Annotated in this window: 12 protein-coding genes and 3 pseudogenes; 10 read left to right on the top strand and 5 right to left on the bottom strand. The window is 60.8% G+C overall.

Going from position 1 to position 15382, the window contains the following annotated elements; all coding sequences use genetic code 11:
* Positions 1–68: 68 nt before the first annotated feature.
* From ACQY4Y_RS07200 to ACQY4Y_RS07190, 3 genes and pseudogenes are all read right to left on the bottom strand, one after another.
* Positions 69–671 (bottom strand): DUF2852 domain-containing protein, encoded by a 603-nt coding sequence (locus ACQY4Y_RS07200; protein WP_428489864.1) that lies wholly within the window; start codon positions 669–671, stop codon positions 69–71.
* 608 nt (positions 672–1279) lie between these two features.
* Positions 1280–1811 (bottom strand): annotated as a pseudogene (locus ACQY4Y_RS07195) (transposase); the annotation flags it as partial.
* Positions 1812–2177: 366 nt separating this feature from the next.
* A pseudogene (locus ACQY4Y_RS07190) lies at positions 2178–2455 on the bottom strand (IS110 family transposase); the annotation flags it as partial.
* Between the two features lie 231 nt (positions 2456–2686).
* Between ACQY4Y_RS07190 and ACQY4Y_RS07185 the strand changes: the two are divergent.
* The 7 genes and pseudogenes from ACQY4Y_RS07185 to ACQY4Y_RS07155 all read left to right on the top strand — a co-directional run.
* The gene (locus ACQY4Y_RS07185) at positions 2687–3064 is read left to right on the top strand and encodes a transposase (RefSeq protein WP_428490754.1); all 378 of its coding nucleotides are present in this window, start codon (positions 2687–2689) and stop codon (positions 3062–3064) included.
* 370 nt (positions 3065–3434) lie between these two features.
* Positions 3435–3668: a transposase gene (locus ACQY4Y_RS07180; RefSeq protein WP_428489863.1), complete on the top strand. Its 234-nt coding sequence runs from the start codon at positions 3435–3437 to the stop codon at positions 3666–3668.
* Positions 3669–4094: 426 nt separating this feature from the next.
* On the top strand, positions 4095–4322 hold the full coding sequence (locus ACQY4Y_RS07175) for a transposase (protein WP_428489862.1): 228 nt from the start codon (positions 4095–4097) through the stop codon (positions 4320–4322).
* A gap of 559 nt (positions 4323–4881) precedes the next feature.
* Positions 4882–5289 carry a succinate dehydrogenase, cytochrome b556 subunit gene (sdhC, locus tag ACQY4Y_RS07170; protein ID WP_428489861.1) on the top strand — a complete coding sequence of 136 codons (408 nt, stop codon included), beginning with the start codon at positions 4882–4884 and terminating at the stop codon, positions 5287–5289.
* Between the two features lie 9 nt (positions 5290–5298).
* Positions 5299–5691: a succinate dehydrogenase, hydrophobic membrane anchor protein gene (sdhD, locus tag ACQY4Y_RS07165; protein ID WP_428489860.1), complete on the top strand. Its 393-nt coding sequence runs from the start codon at positions 5299–5301 to the stop codon at positions 5689–5691.
* Positions 5692–5710: 19 nt separating this feature from the next.
* Positions 5711–7522, top strand: coding sequence for a succinate dehydrogenase flavoprotein subunit (gene sdhA / locus ACQY4Y_RS07160; RefSeq protein ID WP_428489859.1), 1812 nt, complete (start codon positions 5711–5713; stop codon positions 7520–7522).
* A gap of 679 nt (positions 7523–8201) precedes the next feature.
* Positions 8202–8497, top strand: a pseudogene (locus tag ACQY4Y_RS07155) (IS110 family transposase); the annotation flags it as partial.
* 212 nt (positions 8498–8709) lie between these two features.
* Here the strand turns inward: ACQY4Y_RS07155 and ACQY4Y_RS07150 are convergent.
* The gene (locus ACQY4Y_RS07150) at positions 8710–9927 is read right to left on the bottom strand and encodes an IS256 family transposase (protein ID WP_428490753.1); all 1218 of its coding nucleotides are present in this window, start codon (positions 9925–9927) and stop codon (positions 8710–8712) included.
* Positions 9928–10290: 363 nt separating this feature from the next.
* Between ACQY4Y_RS07150 and ACQY4Y_RS07145 the strand changes: the two genes are divergently transcribed.
* The 3 genes from ACQY4Y_RS07145 (at position 10291) to istB (ending at position 13586) form a co-directional block, all read left to right on the top strand.
* Positions 10291–10845: a transposase gene (locus ACQY4Y_RS07145; RefSeq protein ID WP_428489857.1), complete on the top strand. Its 555-nt coding sequence runs from the start codon at positions 10291–10293 to the stop codon at positions 10843–10845.
* A 423-nt stretch (positions 10846–11268) separates the two neighbouring features.
* A complete protein-coding gene (gene istA, locus ACQY4Y_RS07140; RefSeq protein ID WP_428489856.1) occupies positions 11269–12786 on the top strand; it encodes an IS21 family transposase in 1518 nt (505 codons plus the stop codon).
* Positions 12783–13586 carry an IS21-like element helper ATPase IstB gene (gene istB, locus ACQY4Y_RS07135; protein ID WP_428489855.1) on the top strand — a complete coding sequence of 268 codons (804 nt, stop codon included), beginning with the start codon at positions 12783–12785 and terminating at the stop codon, positions 13584–13586. The genes istA and istB overlap by 4 nt, the downstream gene beginning before the upstream one ends.
* 235 nt (positions 13587–13821) lie before the next feature.
* Here the strand turns inward: istB and ACQY4Y_RS07130 are convergent, their stop codons facing one another.
* Positions 13822–15096 carry an ISNCY family transposase gene (locus tag ACQY4Y_RS07130; protein WP_428489471.1) on the bottom strand — a complete coding sequence of 425 codons (1275 nt, stop codon included), beginning with the start codon at positions 15094–15096 and terminating at the stop codon, positions 13822–13824.
* Positions 15097–15382 lie beyond the last annotated feature (286 nt).

The following is a 15382-nucleotide window of genomic DNA, read 5'->3' as shown; positions in this document are numbered from 1 at the left end:
CCCGCTGTGAATTGGCGCAACGATAGTTAATAGTCGAACTCGTTGAATGGAACCTAGATCGCGAAGCGTCAGGTAGCGGGCTGCTCCTCGGTCGGTGGAGCGGGCGGGCGAGCCCGGCGTTCGGCCATGAACTGGTCGAACTCCGCCTTGTCCTTAGCGAAACGAAGGCGTTCCAGGAACGATCCGAACTCCTTCTGCTCCTCCTCCATGCGGCGCAGGGTCTCGGCCTTGTATTCATCGAACGCTCGGTTGCCCGAGGTCGAGGCGGCACGACCCGAAGGCCCGCAGCCCCAGGTTTTCCAGTTCGCCCACGGGCCGGCGTCCTGCCCGTTGTGTTGGCTCATAGCTCGTCTGCGACGACCGAAGCATCCCATGCGACCACTCCCTATCGTATAAATGAGCAAAGCGAGTCCGACCGGCCACCAGAACAGGAAGCCGAGTATGGTAAAGGCGATGGCAGCCGGACGGCTGAGCCCCGCCGGGTGCCAGAATGGCGGACCACCCCAGGCCGGATTGTCCCAACCCGGACCCGAGTTCTGGGGTCCCCCGTTCTGGCCAGTATAAGCGGCCCCGTGATTGGGTTGTTGCCACTGTGGGCCCTTGGTATTGCCCCAGGGGCCTTGGTTCCAGCCACGCGGGCCATAGGCGTCTGGATTGGCAGCGCTCGTCATCGAGGGCCTCATGTGAATGTAAAGCACATTTACATTGGGGCTGGCGACGCTGAACGTCAAGCGGTTAGCCGGCCGCTCGCAACGAAATCGACGGGGAGCGATGAGAGCCCGAAGCGACGCCCTCAAGGGGCCAATACCGCCGGCTTCGGAGAATGCCCGATGAGCGTTTCGAAATTCCTTCCGCCATGGGCGAACTGAAGCTTCTATGGGATGAAGTTGGCTGGCTTTCGACGAGATCATCGCCACGGCGGTGATCGGCACGGGAACGGGACCCCCTATCGGCATCAAAAGGGGACCTCGTTCGTTGCGATTTGTTAGAATCTGTCGGGGTTTGTTTGTTCGGCTGACAAGAGCCGTTTCTTCGCCTCAACCTGGTTTCGCCCCGCGGACCGCGCGCAGCCGCGGTCAAGCATGGCCGCAGGCCACCGCGGAGCGGCGCGCAGGCGTGTTTGACGGCGGCGAGCACGGCACCAGGCTCGAACAGGATGGGTTCCGCGGATCAGACGCGGTTCTTGAAGCGCCCGCTCTCGTTGCCGGTTTCGACGATGTCGCAATAACGGGTCAGGCGGTCGAGCAGCCCGGTAGTCATCTTGGCGAGCGTCACAGCTTTAGGTTGACGCATATCCTGAGTTTGGAAGGTAGTTGGCACATTCCTGAGCGATAAATTTGTCCAGCAGTGTGCCGATGGTTTTCCAAGCTGGTTCGATCGACCGAGGATCCGCCTTTCGCAATAGAGCCGAGATTGTCGATGATGACGACATCGCCAGGCCGCAACGTCGGCACCAAAAACTGAGTGACGTAGGCCAGGAAGCTGACGGCGTTGATCGGGCCATCGAGCACGCAGGGCGCGGTGATCCCATCGCAGCGAGGGGCACCGACGAAGGTCAGTGTCTTCCAGTGCCCATGAGGCACCTTGGCGACCAGACGCTCGCCAAGCGCGCAACGGCCGTGTGTCCGCGTCATGTTGGTCTTCACCCAGGTTTCGTCGATGAAAACCAAACGTTTGGGATCAAACTTGTCCTGATGCTTCTGCCAGCGCTCGCGACGGCGGACCACGTCTGGGCGATCCTGCTCGCTGGCGTGCAGGCTTTTTTTAAAACTCAGTCCGGCCCGGCTCACAAAATGCCAGACACCATAGTAGCTATATATGAATAGTCGCGTAGGCGCGAATCCGCCTCAATCCTGGGCTAACCCCTCAGATCGGCAGTTTTTCGAGAGCACTTTTGCGGCGATTGACGCCGTTCGGGTGGCATGGCGCAATACAGCAATGCACGTCGAAAGCAAACATACCGAGGACGAAGCTGACCATATCTTTTGAGCCGTTCGTGGTTTTATGAGGAAGCTCGCTTCCCGTTGCAACGAGGATGGGGATCCGATGGCATGACGTCTTTCATCGGCTTCACCACCTGCCTGAACCCCCTCTCAAAATCCTCCGGCTCCTCAGAAGCGCCGATCGCGCGGGCGGTTTCCACGAACCGTTCGCGCTGGGGCTTCTCAGCGCGCTGCGGTGGCACGCGCAAAATCACGAATCTGACGCGGATTGACCACCGCGAGCGGCAGGTGCGCGCCGGCAAGTGCCGCCGCCACCGTGATCTCGAAGCCTCCGGTGGCTTCGAGCACGATCAGGGCTGGGGCCAACCGGCGTAAATCGCCTTCGAGTTGTTCCAGGCCGGGGCCGTCACGGGGGACGCTGAAGATGTGGTCTGATGGGCGAACATGAACATGAGCCGATCCTTCGAGACGTCGATGCCGACATATCCTGGCGAAGTGGAAAGCTGTTCCATGACCCGTCCTTGCGAATGCGGGCTCGATTGGCGGCCCAAGCGACTGTTCGGGCTCCTGACGGAACCGGTGAACGGGGCCCCATGCTTTTTCACGGGCTCAATCGCCCTGGGGGGCTGCGGGCTCCCATCCACCGATAGCCTCTCCGGCCCCGTTTCGGCCAGCAAGGGCAAGATACAAGGGGGTGGTTCGCCCGCCTCGACTGCGCCCGATGACTTGCGTTTCGGCCCAAAATTCATGCCGTTGCGGGCCGCTTGGGGCGTTTGATCGGGTTCGAGCTGACACCCGGCCAACGCAGCGATATCGGCGTCGCCAACAGCTTGCTGGCGACGCTGCCGAAGGCCGAGCACGTGCTTGGCGAAACGGCCTACGACGGCGACGGACTGCGCGCTTTGCTCGCCGAGCGAGGCAGCACCGCAGTCATCAAGCCAGACCCGACCCGTAAGAACGTCCCGGCTTTTGGCACAGGGACTTACAAACTCCGCAACCTGATCGAGCGCACCTTCGCACATCTGAAGGACTGGCGCCGGGTCTCAATCCGTTACGATAAGCTCGCCCGCAACCTCGGATCGACAGTCGCCCCGGCAGCCATCATCTTCTGGTGGACCTGAAATTGAGTCCGGAACCTAAAAAATGCCTCTCAACGTGTCCGATCAAGCCGCTGCCTCGAAGCCGAGACAGTTCCATATACTGGTGCCAGTCGGCGGATGCGCGACAGTGTTTACCGCCGATTGGATTGGCAGCAACGACGCACGCGTACGTCCATGGAAGGCCGTGAGCTGCTCGCCATAGGCGACACCCGGATCAAGGCGGTTTGACCGTGCTCTATACTCTCCACCCTGAGGCTTCACGACAATCAATGCTGAATATTCGCGGTTTCTTCATGATTTTCCTATCCTCTTTGGTCCATACGCGCTCCACGTTCGAACGTCACGCGCTGGTGCCGCGATCGGTTTGTGCCATGCGGAAGGAAGTGAGTAAGTGGCAAGCGAGCACTGGCTGGCGAATAAACAGTGGTCGGAATCGCTGATCCCGACGCGGCGTCGCGGCGTCAGACCGGGCCGCAATCGGACAGTCATCAACGGCATTCCGCACGTTCTGAAGTACGGCTGTCGTTGGCGCGATTGTCCGTCGGTCTGTGGTCCGCACATGACGATCTACAAGCGCTTCAAACCGCTGGTCGAAGGCGGCATCTGGCAGCAGATGCTGCAATGACTGATCACCTCGGATGTCGCCGATCTGCAGTGCATCGACAGCACCACAGCGAAGGCGCATCGGTGCAGTGCCGGCGGAAAAAGGGGGGGGGCCGAATCGCGGGCCATCGGGCGCAGCCGGGGTAGGCGAACCACCAAAATTCATGCCGTCGCGGACCGCTTGGGGCGTTTGATCGGTCCGACCTCACACCGGACCAACGCGGCGATACCCGCGTCGCCAACAGCTTGCTCACGACACTCCTGAAGGCCGACCACGTGCTTGGTGACACTGCCTACGACGGCGAGGGGCTGCACGCATTGCTTGCCGAGCAGGGCAACACCGCAGTCATCAAGCCAAACCTGACCTTGTTTGGAGTGCGGCCCTGCGGGTGGACAGTCTGAGTTCGTAGATTTGCCCCCCTTGTGGGGATTCTGGAGAATAGAAGCCATGGCCAAGCATCGTTCCCATAGCGTCGCATTCAAGCGTCAGGTTGCCGAAGAGTTCATCGCCGGTGAAGCCCTGCGCGCACTGTCCAAGCGCCACGACATTTCCCGGCAGCTGATCCGGATCTGGGTTGGCAAGTTCGAGGTTGGGGCGCTGGATGAGGATGTGCAGGCCGGCCGAGAGCTTTATGAAGACACTGAAGGTCGAAGCGGTCTACTTGGTTGCCTATGAAACCTTCGAGGACGTCACGGCGGACCTTCCGTGCTTTATCGAAGAGGTCTACATTAATCATCTGAAGGACTGGCTCCGGGTCGCACTCCGTTAAGAATAACTCGCCCGCAACTTCGCCTCGACAGTCGCCCTGGCGGCCATCGTCATTTGGTGGACCTGAAATTGTGTCTGGAGCCCAATGCATTGTGCCGCCACGCAGCCCATGCATTTATCCAAGGCCACCCATTCTGGCCGAACACCTCAAGAAGCGCCTGGAACCTCCAGACGGTGTCCTCACGATCAGGTCCATCGCATCGAGCCCACCGACCCAGCGTGGCGCGAGTCGTCTTGATGCAGCATCATCCCGGACAGCGGCCTGCGCGGCCGATGCGCGCCGTGGCGCGTGGCAACAAGTCCCTCGGATTGCAGCAAGCTCTTGGTCCATCACCCGGACAGATCGTGTGCTACCGAACCGCGGGGGTAAACCGCCTTGACGGTTTAGTCGCCATGGCCGAATTTGACCGAACACAACAAAATTTTATCCTGGAGCTGTTTTTGCGAAACGTGGGGGGATCCGCAAATGGTCGCACTGAATTCTGAAGGCAAGCTTGTGGATCGCCCGCTGTCGCCGCACCTGCAGGTGTATCGATGGCCGATCAGCATGGCGCTATCGATCCTTCATCGCGTAACAGGCGTCGGCCTTGCGTTCGGCACCCTGATACTAACTTGGTGGCTTGTCGCCACTGCGGGTTCTGATATCGAATTCGATAGGGCGCAGCATTTCATTGGTTCCGTACCCGGACTTTTGATACTGTTTGTTTGGTCAGTCGCACTTATATTCCATTTTTTTAGCGGCATTCGCCATCTGTTTTGGGACCTTGGAATCGGGTTCGGCGCGCCCACGTCCACGATGTCTGGCTGGGCCGTGTTAGTCGCTACTGGCGCATTCACCACTGTCGTCTGGCTCGTGGGACTACTGGTGCGGTAAGGAGCCGATATGCCCTTGAAGCCAAGAATTGAGGTGTCGCGTTCCGTAATGCGCATAGCCGCCCGAGGGGCGAGGCGCACAGATGGAGATAATTGGTGTGGACAGCGGTTGAGTGCTCTCTCGCTAGTGCCCTTGTCTCTTTGGTTTATCTGTTCGGTGATCCACCTGTCCGGCGCATCGCATCAAACCGTAATAAACTGGATGACATCGACCGTAACCCTGAGTTTGATGCTCGCGCTTATTTTAGCGACTTTCCACCATCTTCAACTCGGGGTGCAAGTAATAATCGAAGATTATGTCCACGATGATCTAGCTAAGTTGGGCATGGTGGTGAGTGTGAAAGCTGTGTCTGCCCTTTTAGCGCTAGTTTGTATTATATCGGTGCTGAAAACTGGACTTTGAGTAGGAAGGAAAACGTTCTATGGTTGGAATTACGGCGCCGTCGTCACGAGCCTACAACGTGCTGGATCACACATACGACGTTGTAGTTGTTGGGGCTGGTGGCTCTGGTTTGAGGGCGGCGTTAGGCATGGGTGCCTGCGGGTTGAGAACGGCCTGCATAACCAAGGTTTTCCCAACCCGAAGCCACACTGTGGCAGCGCAAGGCGGAATTGGTGCGGCGCTGGGTAACATGGGTGAAGACGACTGGCGTTGGCACATGTACGACACGGTCAAAGGATCCGACTGGCTTGGTGATCAAGATGCCATCGAGTATATGTGTCGTGAGGCCATCCCGGCTTTGTACGAACTGGAGCACTACGGTGTGCCGTTCAGTCGCACCGAAGATGGACGTATCTATCAGCGTCCTTTTGGTGGTCACATGACTGAATACGGGAAGGAGCCAGCCATGCGGGCGTGCGCTGCGGCTGATCGTACGGGCCATGCTATCTTGCACACTTTGTACCAGCAGAGCCTTAAGCGAGGCACGGAATTTTTTGTCGAATACTTCGCGCTTGATTTGATTTTTGATCACGAGGGCATCTGTCGCGGCGTTGTGGCCTGGTGCCTGGAAGATGGTAGCATCCATCGGTTCCGGGCCCAAATAGTTGTGATGGCAACGGGTGGATATGGACGAGCCTATTTGTCCTGCACATCGGCACATACTTGCACCGGCGACGGTACAGGAATGGTGCTCCGAGCAGGTTTACCTGTCCAAGACATGGAATTTGTACAGTTCCACCCAACGGGTATCTTTCCCGCCGGTTGTCTCATTACTGAAGGTGCCCGCGGTGAAGGCGGCTATCTGAGCAACGAGGATGGCGAGCGCTTTATGGAACGTTATGCGCCAACTGCGAAAGATCTTGCCAGCCGAGATGTTGTTTCTCGTTCCATGACATTGGAAATAAATGCTGGACGCGGCTGTGGTCCGGAGAAGGATCACATTATGCTTCATTTGGAGCATCTTGGATTCGACCTGCTTCTCGAGCGCTTGCCCGGCATTTCGGAAACCGCAAAGGTCTTTTCCGGCGTCGACGTAACGAAGGAGCCGATACCAGTGCTGCCCACGGTCCACTATAACATGGGAGGCATACCGACAAATATTCATGCGCAGGCGCTACGCCCGGCGCGAGACAACCCCGACGCTGTGATTCCCGGATTGATGGCAGTCGGTGAAGCGGCATGTGTTTCAGTTCATGGCGCAAATCGTCTTGGCACAAACTCCTTACTCGATCTTGTGGTTTTTGGCCGCGCGGCTGCTCGTCGTGCCTCTGAAACTATCTCATCCGGTACCTGTCAGCCCCCATTACCCCCAAAGGCCGGTGAAGCCTCACTCGATCGTTTCGATGATATCAGACACTCAAAAGGAGGTACTAAAGTCGCGGAGCTTCGCTTAGCAATGCAGCGCTCTATGCAGAACCACGCAGCGGTATTCCGGGACGCAAAAAGCTTGACCAAGGGCGTAGAGAAAATGAGGAAGGCTTGGGCCGGAATGGCTGACATATCTATCACAGACCGCAGCCTGATTTGGAACAGTGACCTGATGGAGGCATTAGAATTAACTAATCTTATGAGCAACGCAACGACAACGATGGTGGGCGCCGAAGCACGAACCGAGAGCCGGGGCGCACATGCGCATGACGATTATCCGGACCGCGACGATCAGAACTGGATGAAGCACACATTAGCGTGGTGCGATAGAGCTGGTAACGTAAAACTAAGTTATCGGCCTGTGAAGATGAGGACTCTGACGAATGAAGTATCCGTCATCCCACCAAAGAAACGGGTATACTAAATTTGACTAAGAATTACTTGGCTATGGTCTGTCGCCAATTAACCTGCAATTCTCAATCAGTGGGAACTGCTTTCCCGGCCTTCATTGCCGATCCGCATGCGTTAAACCGCCCCGCCTTGCGCTCACGCCGGATTATTCGCTGACCATGCTTACCAGGCAGACCCCGGTCCGACGCAGGGCGTTCGAGTTGCTGGGGCCGGATTTGTAGCGAGTGGCGGGGGATGAACCCGGCAGACTATCATTATATTACAGACGCTTGCGTTTCTTCAGAGAAGGAAGTCCGGGCTAAAAGCCGCGTGAGTAGCGATGGCCGCATTTCGAGGCACCAATTCGCGACGGCTTCGGATTCCAAATCATCAGCGTGACGCATGCACCCAGCCCTTCTCCCGACGAGCTTAACGTGCTCCGCACCGCGATTGCGGCAAAACAACTGGCCGGTCGCGAGGCTGAGGCGAGGGGGCGGCCGGGGCCGAGGCGATCGTGGCGCACCTGAAGCTGCTGATCGCCAAGCTCAAGCACGACTGCTTTGGTGCCTCCTCCGAACGCGGGCCGCAAACTGCTCGACCAGATGGAACTCGAGCTCGAAGAAACCGCCAGCGAGGCCGCCACCGCGGCCGCGCAGGATGGCGCGTCAGTCGAAGCGGCACCGTGGGCCTGCCCAGGTGAGGTTTTCGTCGGAATCGATACCGCAAAGGCACGGAATGCGGTGGCCGTGGCGGACGGTGACCGAAACGGCGAAGTGCGTTATCTGGGTAAGTTTGATAAAACGTCGGAAGCCGTCGCGAAGCTGGTGCGCAAGCTAGCTGAGCGTTACGAGAGGCTACATTTTTGTTACGAGGCAGGTCCGACCGCTACGGGCTGTATCGCCAGCTGGTTTCCCTTGGGCACGCGTGCATGGTGATTGCGCCTTCGCTCATTCCGCGTCGGCCCGGTGATCGGGTGAAGACCAACCGGCGGGATGGGCTGTCGGTTGTGTCCGTCAAGGTGTGCAAAAGCGGGTTTGGCAAACTGATTTTGGTGTTTCTTTGTTCGGCTGAACGGGGCCGTTTCTTCGTCCCGGCCTGATCGTCTTGGGGCAGCGTGGCCGCCGCGGTCAAGGATGGCCGCTGGGCCACCGGCGAAGCCGGCGCGAAGCGTCCTCGACGGCGGCGGCCACGCTGGCACCCTTGGGCAGCCCGGGCTGTGGGTCATGCCGCGGCTCGCATCTGCTGCTTCTTGTGTTCGCGCAGATCCTCCATGTTCAGATAACGCGGACTTTCCAACCACTCTTCATGGATTTCGACCGCCAGCGCACGGATTAGCCGCAAGCAACTGGCTGGGCGACTGAGCACGCGAAGGAGGGTGGGGAAGATCCGCACCACATGCGTGCGGCGTTTGATCTCCTGGTTCAACCGTTCCAGCAAGTTGGTCGATTTCATGTGTTTATGATGCGGCAACGGCAGCCGATAATAGGTCAGCGTCTCCTCGATGTTGTCTTCCACCCAACTGCATAGCCGCCCATATTTGCCGCTCCACTTGCCAAGCCAGGCGGCAAGGTCGCGCCGCACCTCGGCCAACTCACGCCGGTCATAAATCCAGCGCAGCTCTTGCAGGCAATCGTCGTTCGCCCGGCGCGGCAGATGGTCCAACGCATTACGCAGAAAGTGCACGTAGCAGCGCTGCCAGAACGCCTCGGGCAGCACCTCACGGATCGCTTGCTTCAGGCCCGGATGATCGTCCGAGACGACGAATTCCACCCCGTGCAAGCCGCGTTGCTTGAGCCCCAGCAGAAAATCGCGCCAGCTCGATGTGCTTTCGCGGTTGGCCAGGTCCACCGCTAGCACTTGGCGGTGACCTTCACCATCGACCGCGATCGCGATCAAGGCGGCCTGGCTGGCAATCACCCCGCCTTCGCGGGCCCGCTCGTAGCGCGCGTCCAGGATCAGATAGGGATAGGGTTCGTCCAGCTGCCGCGCCGCGAACGCCGTCAACGCCGCGTCCAGCGTCTTGTTCATCTCGCTGACCGACGAGGCCGAGAAGCTGTGCCCGCACAGCGTTTCGGTGACCGCCTTGACTTTGCGGGTGGATACGCCCTGCACATACATCTCGGCCAGCGCACTGACCAAGGCTCGCTCCGAGCGTTGATAGCGTTCGAATAATTCCGTCGAGAACAGACCCGAGCGGTCGCGCGGGACACGCAACTCAATCGAGCCGACGCGGGTGATCAGCGACCGGCTGTAGGACCCGCTGCGATAGCCGAGGCGACCGTCCACGCGTTCGCTCCGCTCCGCCGCCAACGCCTCCGTCATCTCCGCCCCCAGCGCCGCCTGGATCGCGGCCTTCACCGCTGAGCGCAGAAAATCTCCGTCCTGCGACAGGATGGCTTTCAGTTCGTTGGCTTCGTCCTTACCTTGCCGCTTGGTCATGGTGTGCGCCCTCTCCACAGGGTTGGTGACCTCGAACATCACCAGCATGACATGGCCGCTTCCACCGAGTTAGATTTTGCACAACACCTCGGACAGTATCGGGCTGTCCCTGGCACGCCTGCTGCGAGCCGGCGAACTGACGGCGGTGTGGGTTCCCGATGAGACGCACGAGGCGGTGCGAGATGTGGTGCGCACGCGCGCAATTGCTGTCGAGGACGACAGGCGGAAACGCCAACACGTTACCTCGTTCCTTCTGCGCCACGGGCGCAGCTATGATGGCAAGACGAGTTGGCGCGGCCGGCATAAGCGTTGGCTCGATGGGCAGACCTTCACCATCCGGCGCAGCGGCTGGCGTTTCAGGAGATGCTCAACGCGGTGCAAGCGACTGTTGAGCGTACGGATCGCTTAGAAGCGGCGCTGATCGAGATCGTGCCGCAGTGGACGATGGCGCCGGTGGTTTCGGCATTCCAGGCGATGCGCGGGATCCAATTCATGACCGCGGTAACAATGGTGTCTGAGGCGGGCGATCTCCGCCGTTTTGACCATCCACGACAGCTGATGGCTTTCCTTGGCTTGGTGCCATCAGAGCGCTCGACGGGTGAGACGAAACGCCAGGGCGGGACCACCCAGACGGGCAATAGTCATGCGCGTAAGGCCCTTGTCGAGGCGGCCTGGACCGACCGTCATGCGGCCGGCACCGGTGTCCACCATCAGCAGCGGCAAGCGGCTCTCCCCGAGCCAGTGCGTGCCATTGCATGGAAGGCGCAAACACGCTTGTGCGCACGGTATCGACGCCTCATGGCCAAAGCCAAACGTGCCACGGTGGTTGTCGTGGCGATCGCACGTGAGATTGCCGCGTTCCTCTGGGCGATCGCGCACCAAGTTGCGCCGCTGCCGACACCTGCCGTGATGGCGTGACAGCACGATGTTGCAATTCCGTCCCGTAACAGAAGAAGGACCCAAGTAAGCGACCTGCTGTCGTGCAAGTCTGGGGACAGGTCCAAGGTGGGGAACGTCCGAGCTACGCTTGCAGGTCACCTGCGTGCTGATGCCCGCTGTAAGACAGGGACCATCCCCGGACGATAATCGGACAGGCGGTAGCCAATCCGCGTATCAGAGCATGTCAACCGACGTCCAGCGGATCCGTCTCCTGCCTTGCACGGCTAAACGGCTTTTGGCACCACCTTGCTGCGCGACAATCAAGGTGAGAATCCCCGGCAATCAGGATGAGAAAGTGCCCCGGAAAAAGTCGGCCTGCGGCCCCCCGGGGTGCGGCGGATCGTCTGGTGATCGCGACCGACCGGCTATGGGGATGGATTTTCTCATCGAGGGATCCGCCCGTTGCCCGGCCGCCATGTCACCGATCACCAGATGAGGCTCTACATGAAGTTCCGACAGACAGCGTCGCCGACCGTGGCTGCGGCAAAGGCGTCGATCAGCGCGGCCGCCGCATATCGCTTCGAGCACGATCACAGGCTTCCGTCCGATCATCAGCAGATCCGTGGCCGCCGCCGCCCGGACCCGCTGGCCGATTTCTTCGAGGCCGAGATCGTGCCGATGCTGAAGGCGGCACCGGAGTTGCGCGCGGTCGCCATCTTCGAAGAGATGCAGCGGCGCCATCCCGCTCTGTCCGCAGGCATTAGGCGCACCTTGGAGCGTCGCATTCGGTCATGGCGCGCTCTGCACGGTGCCGACCAGGAGGTGATCTTCCGCCAGGTGCATGAGCCGGGCCGGATGGGGCTGTCGGATTTCACCGACATGGCCGATCTCGGCGTCACCATCGCCGGGGAACGGGTTGATCACCGGCTCTACCATTTCCGGCTGATCTACTCGGGCTTCGAGCATGCTCATGTGATCCTCGGCGGCGAAAGCTATGTGGCGCTTGCCGAGGGACTGCAAAACGCGTTGTGGGCGCTCGGCGGTGCGCCGCTCGAACACCGCAGTGACAGTCTTTCGGCCGCGTTCCACAACCTCGACACGGATATCCGTGACGATCTCGCGCGGCGCTATGATGCGCTGTGCGCCCATTATGGGATGCAGCCGACGCGTAACAATCGCGGTGTCGCGCATGAGAACGGCTCGGTCGAAAGTTCGCACGGTCATCTCAAGAAAGCCGTCGGCGACGCGCTGCTGATACGCGGCACTAACGACTTCGACGACCTCGCCAGCTATCGCCATTTCATCGACGAGATCGTCAGCCGCAAGAACGCCCGATCCACCAAGCGCATCGAAGCCGAACGGCCCGCGCTCCAGCCATTGCCCGGGCAGCGGACCTGCGATTATGAGGAGACCGTCGTTACCGTCACCTCCTCCGGCGGCTTCATGCTCAAGAAGGTGTTCTACACGGTGCCGTCGCGGCTGATCGGCCACCGCCTGCGGGTCCGCCTGTATGACGACCGCCTCGACCTGTTCATCGGCGGCACGCCCCTGATGACCCTGGTCCGTGGTCGGGCCGATGCCGCGGGCAAGCGCGCGCATGTCGTCGATTATCGCCATGTGATCCACGCTTTGCGGCGCAAACCCATGGCGCTGCTGGGTCTGGTCTACCGCGACCAACTCTTCCCGCGCGATGCCTACCGGCAGACCTTCGACCGGCTGCTCGAACGGCTCCCGGAAAAATCCGCTTGCCGTCTGATGGTCAACCTGCTGGCCCTGGCGCATGAGCGCGGCTGCGCGGCCGACCTTGCAACACTGCTGGCCGCCGATCTTGAAGCAGGCCAGTTGCCCGACCTTGCGACGTTGCGCGAACGCTTCGCGCCGGATCCCGCGGCACTCCCCGCGGTCACCGTCCATCTCATGCCGCTGACCGCCTACGAGGCGCTGGTCGGCAACGATAACGAGATCGGAGCGGCAGCATGAGCCAGACCATCGACGCGGCCCGGCTGACGCTGCTGCTCAACGACCTCCGGTTGCCCGCTATCAAGCAGGGTTGGGCCGCCTTTGCCCAGCGGGCGGACAAGGAAGGCTGGCCTGCCGCCCGGCTCCTCGCCACGCTCGCCGAACACGAGATTGCCGAACGCGACCGCCGCCGCATCGAGCGACATCTCGTCGAAGCCCGGTTGCTGCCGGGCAAGACCCTCGACGCCTTCGAGTTCGACACGGTGCCGATGGTTTCCAAGGCGCATGTGATGGCGATCTGCGCCCGGGACAGTTGGATCGACAAGGGCGCCAATTTGATCCTGATCGGCGGACCCGGCGGCGGCAAAACACACCTGGCCTCGGCCATCGGTCTGGCGCTAGTCGAGAACGGCTGGCGCGTGCTGTTCGCCCGCACATCCGACCTGGTGCAGAAACTCCAGGTCGCGCGCCGCGAACTTGGCCTTGAGGCTGCCATCAACCGGCTCGATCGCTTCCATCTGCTGATCCTTGATGACCTCGCCTATGTCAGCAAAGATCAGGCGGAAACCTCCGTTTTGTTCGAGCTGATCAGTGCCCGTTACGAACGCCGTTCCACCCTCATCACCGCCAATCAGCCGTTCGGCGCCTGGGGCAAGGTTTTCCCCGATCCCGCGATGACGCTGGCCGCGGTGGACCGGCTCGTTCACCATGCAACGATCTTCGAAATCAACGTCGACAGCTACCGGCGGCGCTTGAACGCAAGCACAAAGGCCCGGGACGGCCGCCCAGTCACGCAACGACGAAGGACATCGGCGATGTGACGCTCCGCGACAATCAAAACAAAACTTAGTCCTGTCAATGCAAAGTAGAGATGTCCCCTGACTCCCCAAAGTTAAAATGTCCCCTGTGGGCTGGGCGGGGGGTGGGCACCGGTCAAGCGTTAGTCCAATCGCGGTGTTGGAGCGGTGGGTAAGTGGCCCGCTGGAGTGATCGTTCAGAATCGGGCGCAAGCGGGCCACTTATCCACGGCTGCGGCGGCTGTTACGCGGGCTGTACTCACCCCGGGACGGTTTCAACCGCGGCGTTGGGGATGTGCCGCGCAGCGATCATTGCGTCGATCCGGGCATCGATGGTCTTGCCGTCCACCGCCGGGGCGGGCATGGCATAGCGGGCATAGGCCGTTACCGGCAGGATCCGGTCTTTGTAATGCACCCTCAGCGCACCGTCGGGAAAGTGATGCAGCGTCACCTTCGCGCCGCGCAGCGCGGTGCCAGGCCCGGGTGTCTTGACGCAATACATCGTCCCGCCGGAGCGGAAGGTCAGCGCCTTCGACAGCACCCGCTGCTCGCGCCGTGCCAGTTCGTCGTCCAACGCTTGCGCGGTCTTCGTCCACGGCCGGTGCGCCGAAGCCGGGTCGCGCGGCGGCACCGCAAACTTTGCGTTGAAGCGCGCCATGAACGCCGGCGCGAAGCCATTCGCCGCCTCGATCGAGCCAATGCCGGCCAAACGCATCTCCTTGACCAGCCGGTCCTGCAGGGTCTGGTTGGCGCGCTCGACACGACCCTTGGCCTGCGGGGTCAGCGCATGGATCGGCTCGATCCCAAGCCGATCCGCCACCCGTCCGAACTCGGTCTTGCCGTCGCCGCTCGTGGCGTCCTTAGCGTTGATCCGGAAGATGCCGTGCCGGTCGGAGTAGAACGCCAGCGGCCGGCCATGGTCCAGCACGTGGCCGCGCAGCGCCGCCAGATAGGCCGCCGTCGTCTCCGCCGGGGCGAAGCGTAGCGCGGTCAGCCGGCCGCTGGCGTCGTCGATGAACACGATCAGCGCACAGCGCGGCCCGCGCCGCTCGAACCAGTGGTGCGCACTGCCGTCGATCTGGATCAACTCGCCAAACCGCGGACGCCGCTGGCGGAGCTGAAACACCCGCCTGGCCCGGCGGCGCTTGGGCCGCCACAGGCCAAGGCCGATCTGCATCTGGCGGATCGTCTCTGCCGAAACGACGATCCCGTCCAACTCCAGCAGCTTCTCCGCCGCCAGCGTCGCGCCGAAGTCGGGGTATTTGTCCCTCAGCAGCGTCGCGATACGACCGCGCAGCGCCGCCGACATCCGGTTGTTCGATGGCCGGCCGCGCTGATGCGAAACCAGACCCGCGTCGCCCTCAGTCTTCGCCTTACGCACCAAGCGCTTGAATTGGCGGACACTGAGGCCAACGCGCTCCGCTGCTTCAGCCTGGCCCAACCGACATTCGATCGACTGGCGCACCCAATAGGCGCGATCGCGCTCCGCCTGCGTCATCCACAACCCCGTCTCGGCCATTGCGTCCCCAAGCATGCGCAAAAGGGGACATTCTAACTTTGGACGGAGGGGACATTCCTACTTGGGGCTAACAAAACAAAACTTAGTCCTTGCCAGCGACAATCACACACGACACCATGACTTCGTTGCGGTCACCAATTCTCATCCTGATTGACGCACTTTCTCATCCAGATTGTCGCGCTACACCACCTGAAATAAGGGGCTGAAAAATTGTGCCACCGACCTTGAAAATGGACATCAGAGCGTCGCGGCGGCGGCCGGGCCAGGTTTAATGTAATGATTGGCGCCTATGCTGATCCGG

This window comes from Rhodopila sp., from assembly GCF_965277165.1.
Lineage (GTDB): Bacteria > Pseudomonadota > Alphaproteobacteria > Acetobacterales > Acetobacteraceae > Rhodopila.
Note: the sequence above shows the minus strand (reverse complement) of the source record. Positions and strands in the feature narration are given on the sequence as shown.

Bases quoted from the DNA above. Each gene is read 5' to 3' on its own strand.
- ACQY4Y_RS07130 (WP_428489471.1), bottom strand. From the start codon at position 15,096: ATGCTTGGGGACGCAATGGCCGAGACGGGGTTGTGGATGACGCAGGCG.
- sdhC (WP_428489861.1), top strand. From the start codon at position 4,882: ATGGTCGCACTGAATTCTGAAGGCAAGCTTGTGGATCGCCCGCTGTCG.
- ACQY4Y_RS07200 (WP_428489864.1), bottom strand. From the start codon at position 671: ATGACGAGCGCTGCCAATCCAGACGCCTATGGCCCGCGTGGCTGGAAC.
- ACQY4Y_RS07150 (WP_428490753.1), bottom strand. From the start codon at position 9,927: ATGACCAAGCGGCAAGGTAAGGACGAAGCCAACGAACTGAAAGCCATC.
- sdhA (WP_428489859.1), top strand. From the start codon at position 5,711: ATGGTTGGAATTACGGCGCCGTCGTCACGAGCCTACAACGTGCTGGAT.
- istB (WP_428489855.1), top strand. From the start codon at position 12,783: ATGAGCCAGACCATCGACGCGGCCCGGCTGACGCTGCTGCTCAACGAC.
- ACQY4Y_RS07175 (WP_428489862.1), top strand. From the start codon at position 4,095: ATGGCCAAGCATCGTTCCCATAGCGTCGCATTCAAGCGTCAGGTTGCC.
- ACQY4Y_RS07145 (WP_428489857.1), top strand. From the start codon at position 10,291: ATGCTCAACGCGGTGCAAGCGACTGTTGAGCGTACGGATCGCTTAGAA.
- sdhD (WP_428489860.1), top strand. From the start codon at position 5,299: ATGCCCTTGAAGCCAAGAATTGAGGTGTCGCGTTCCGTAATGCGCATA.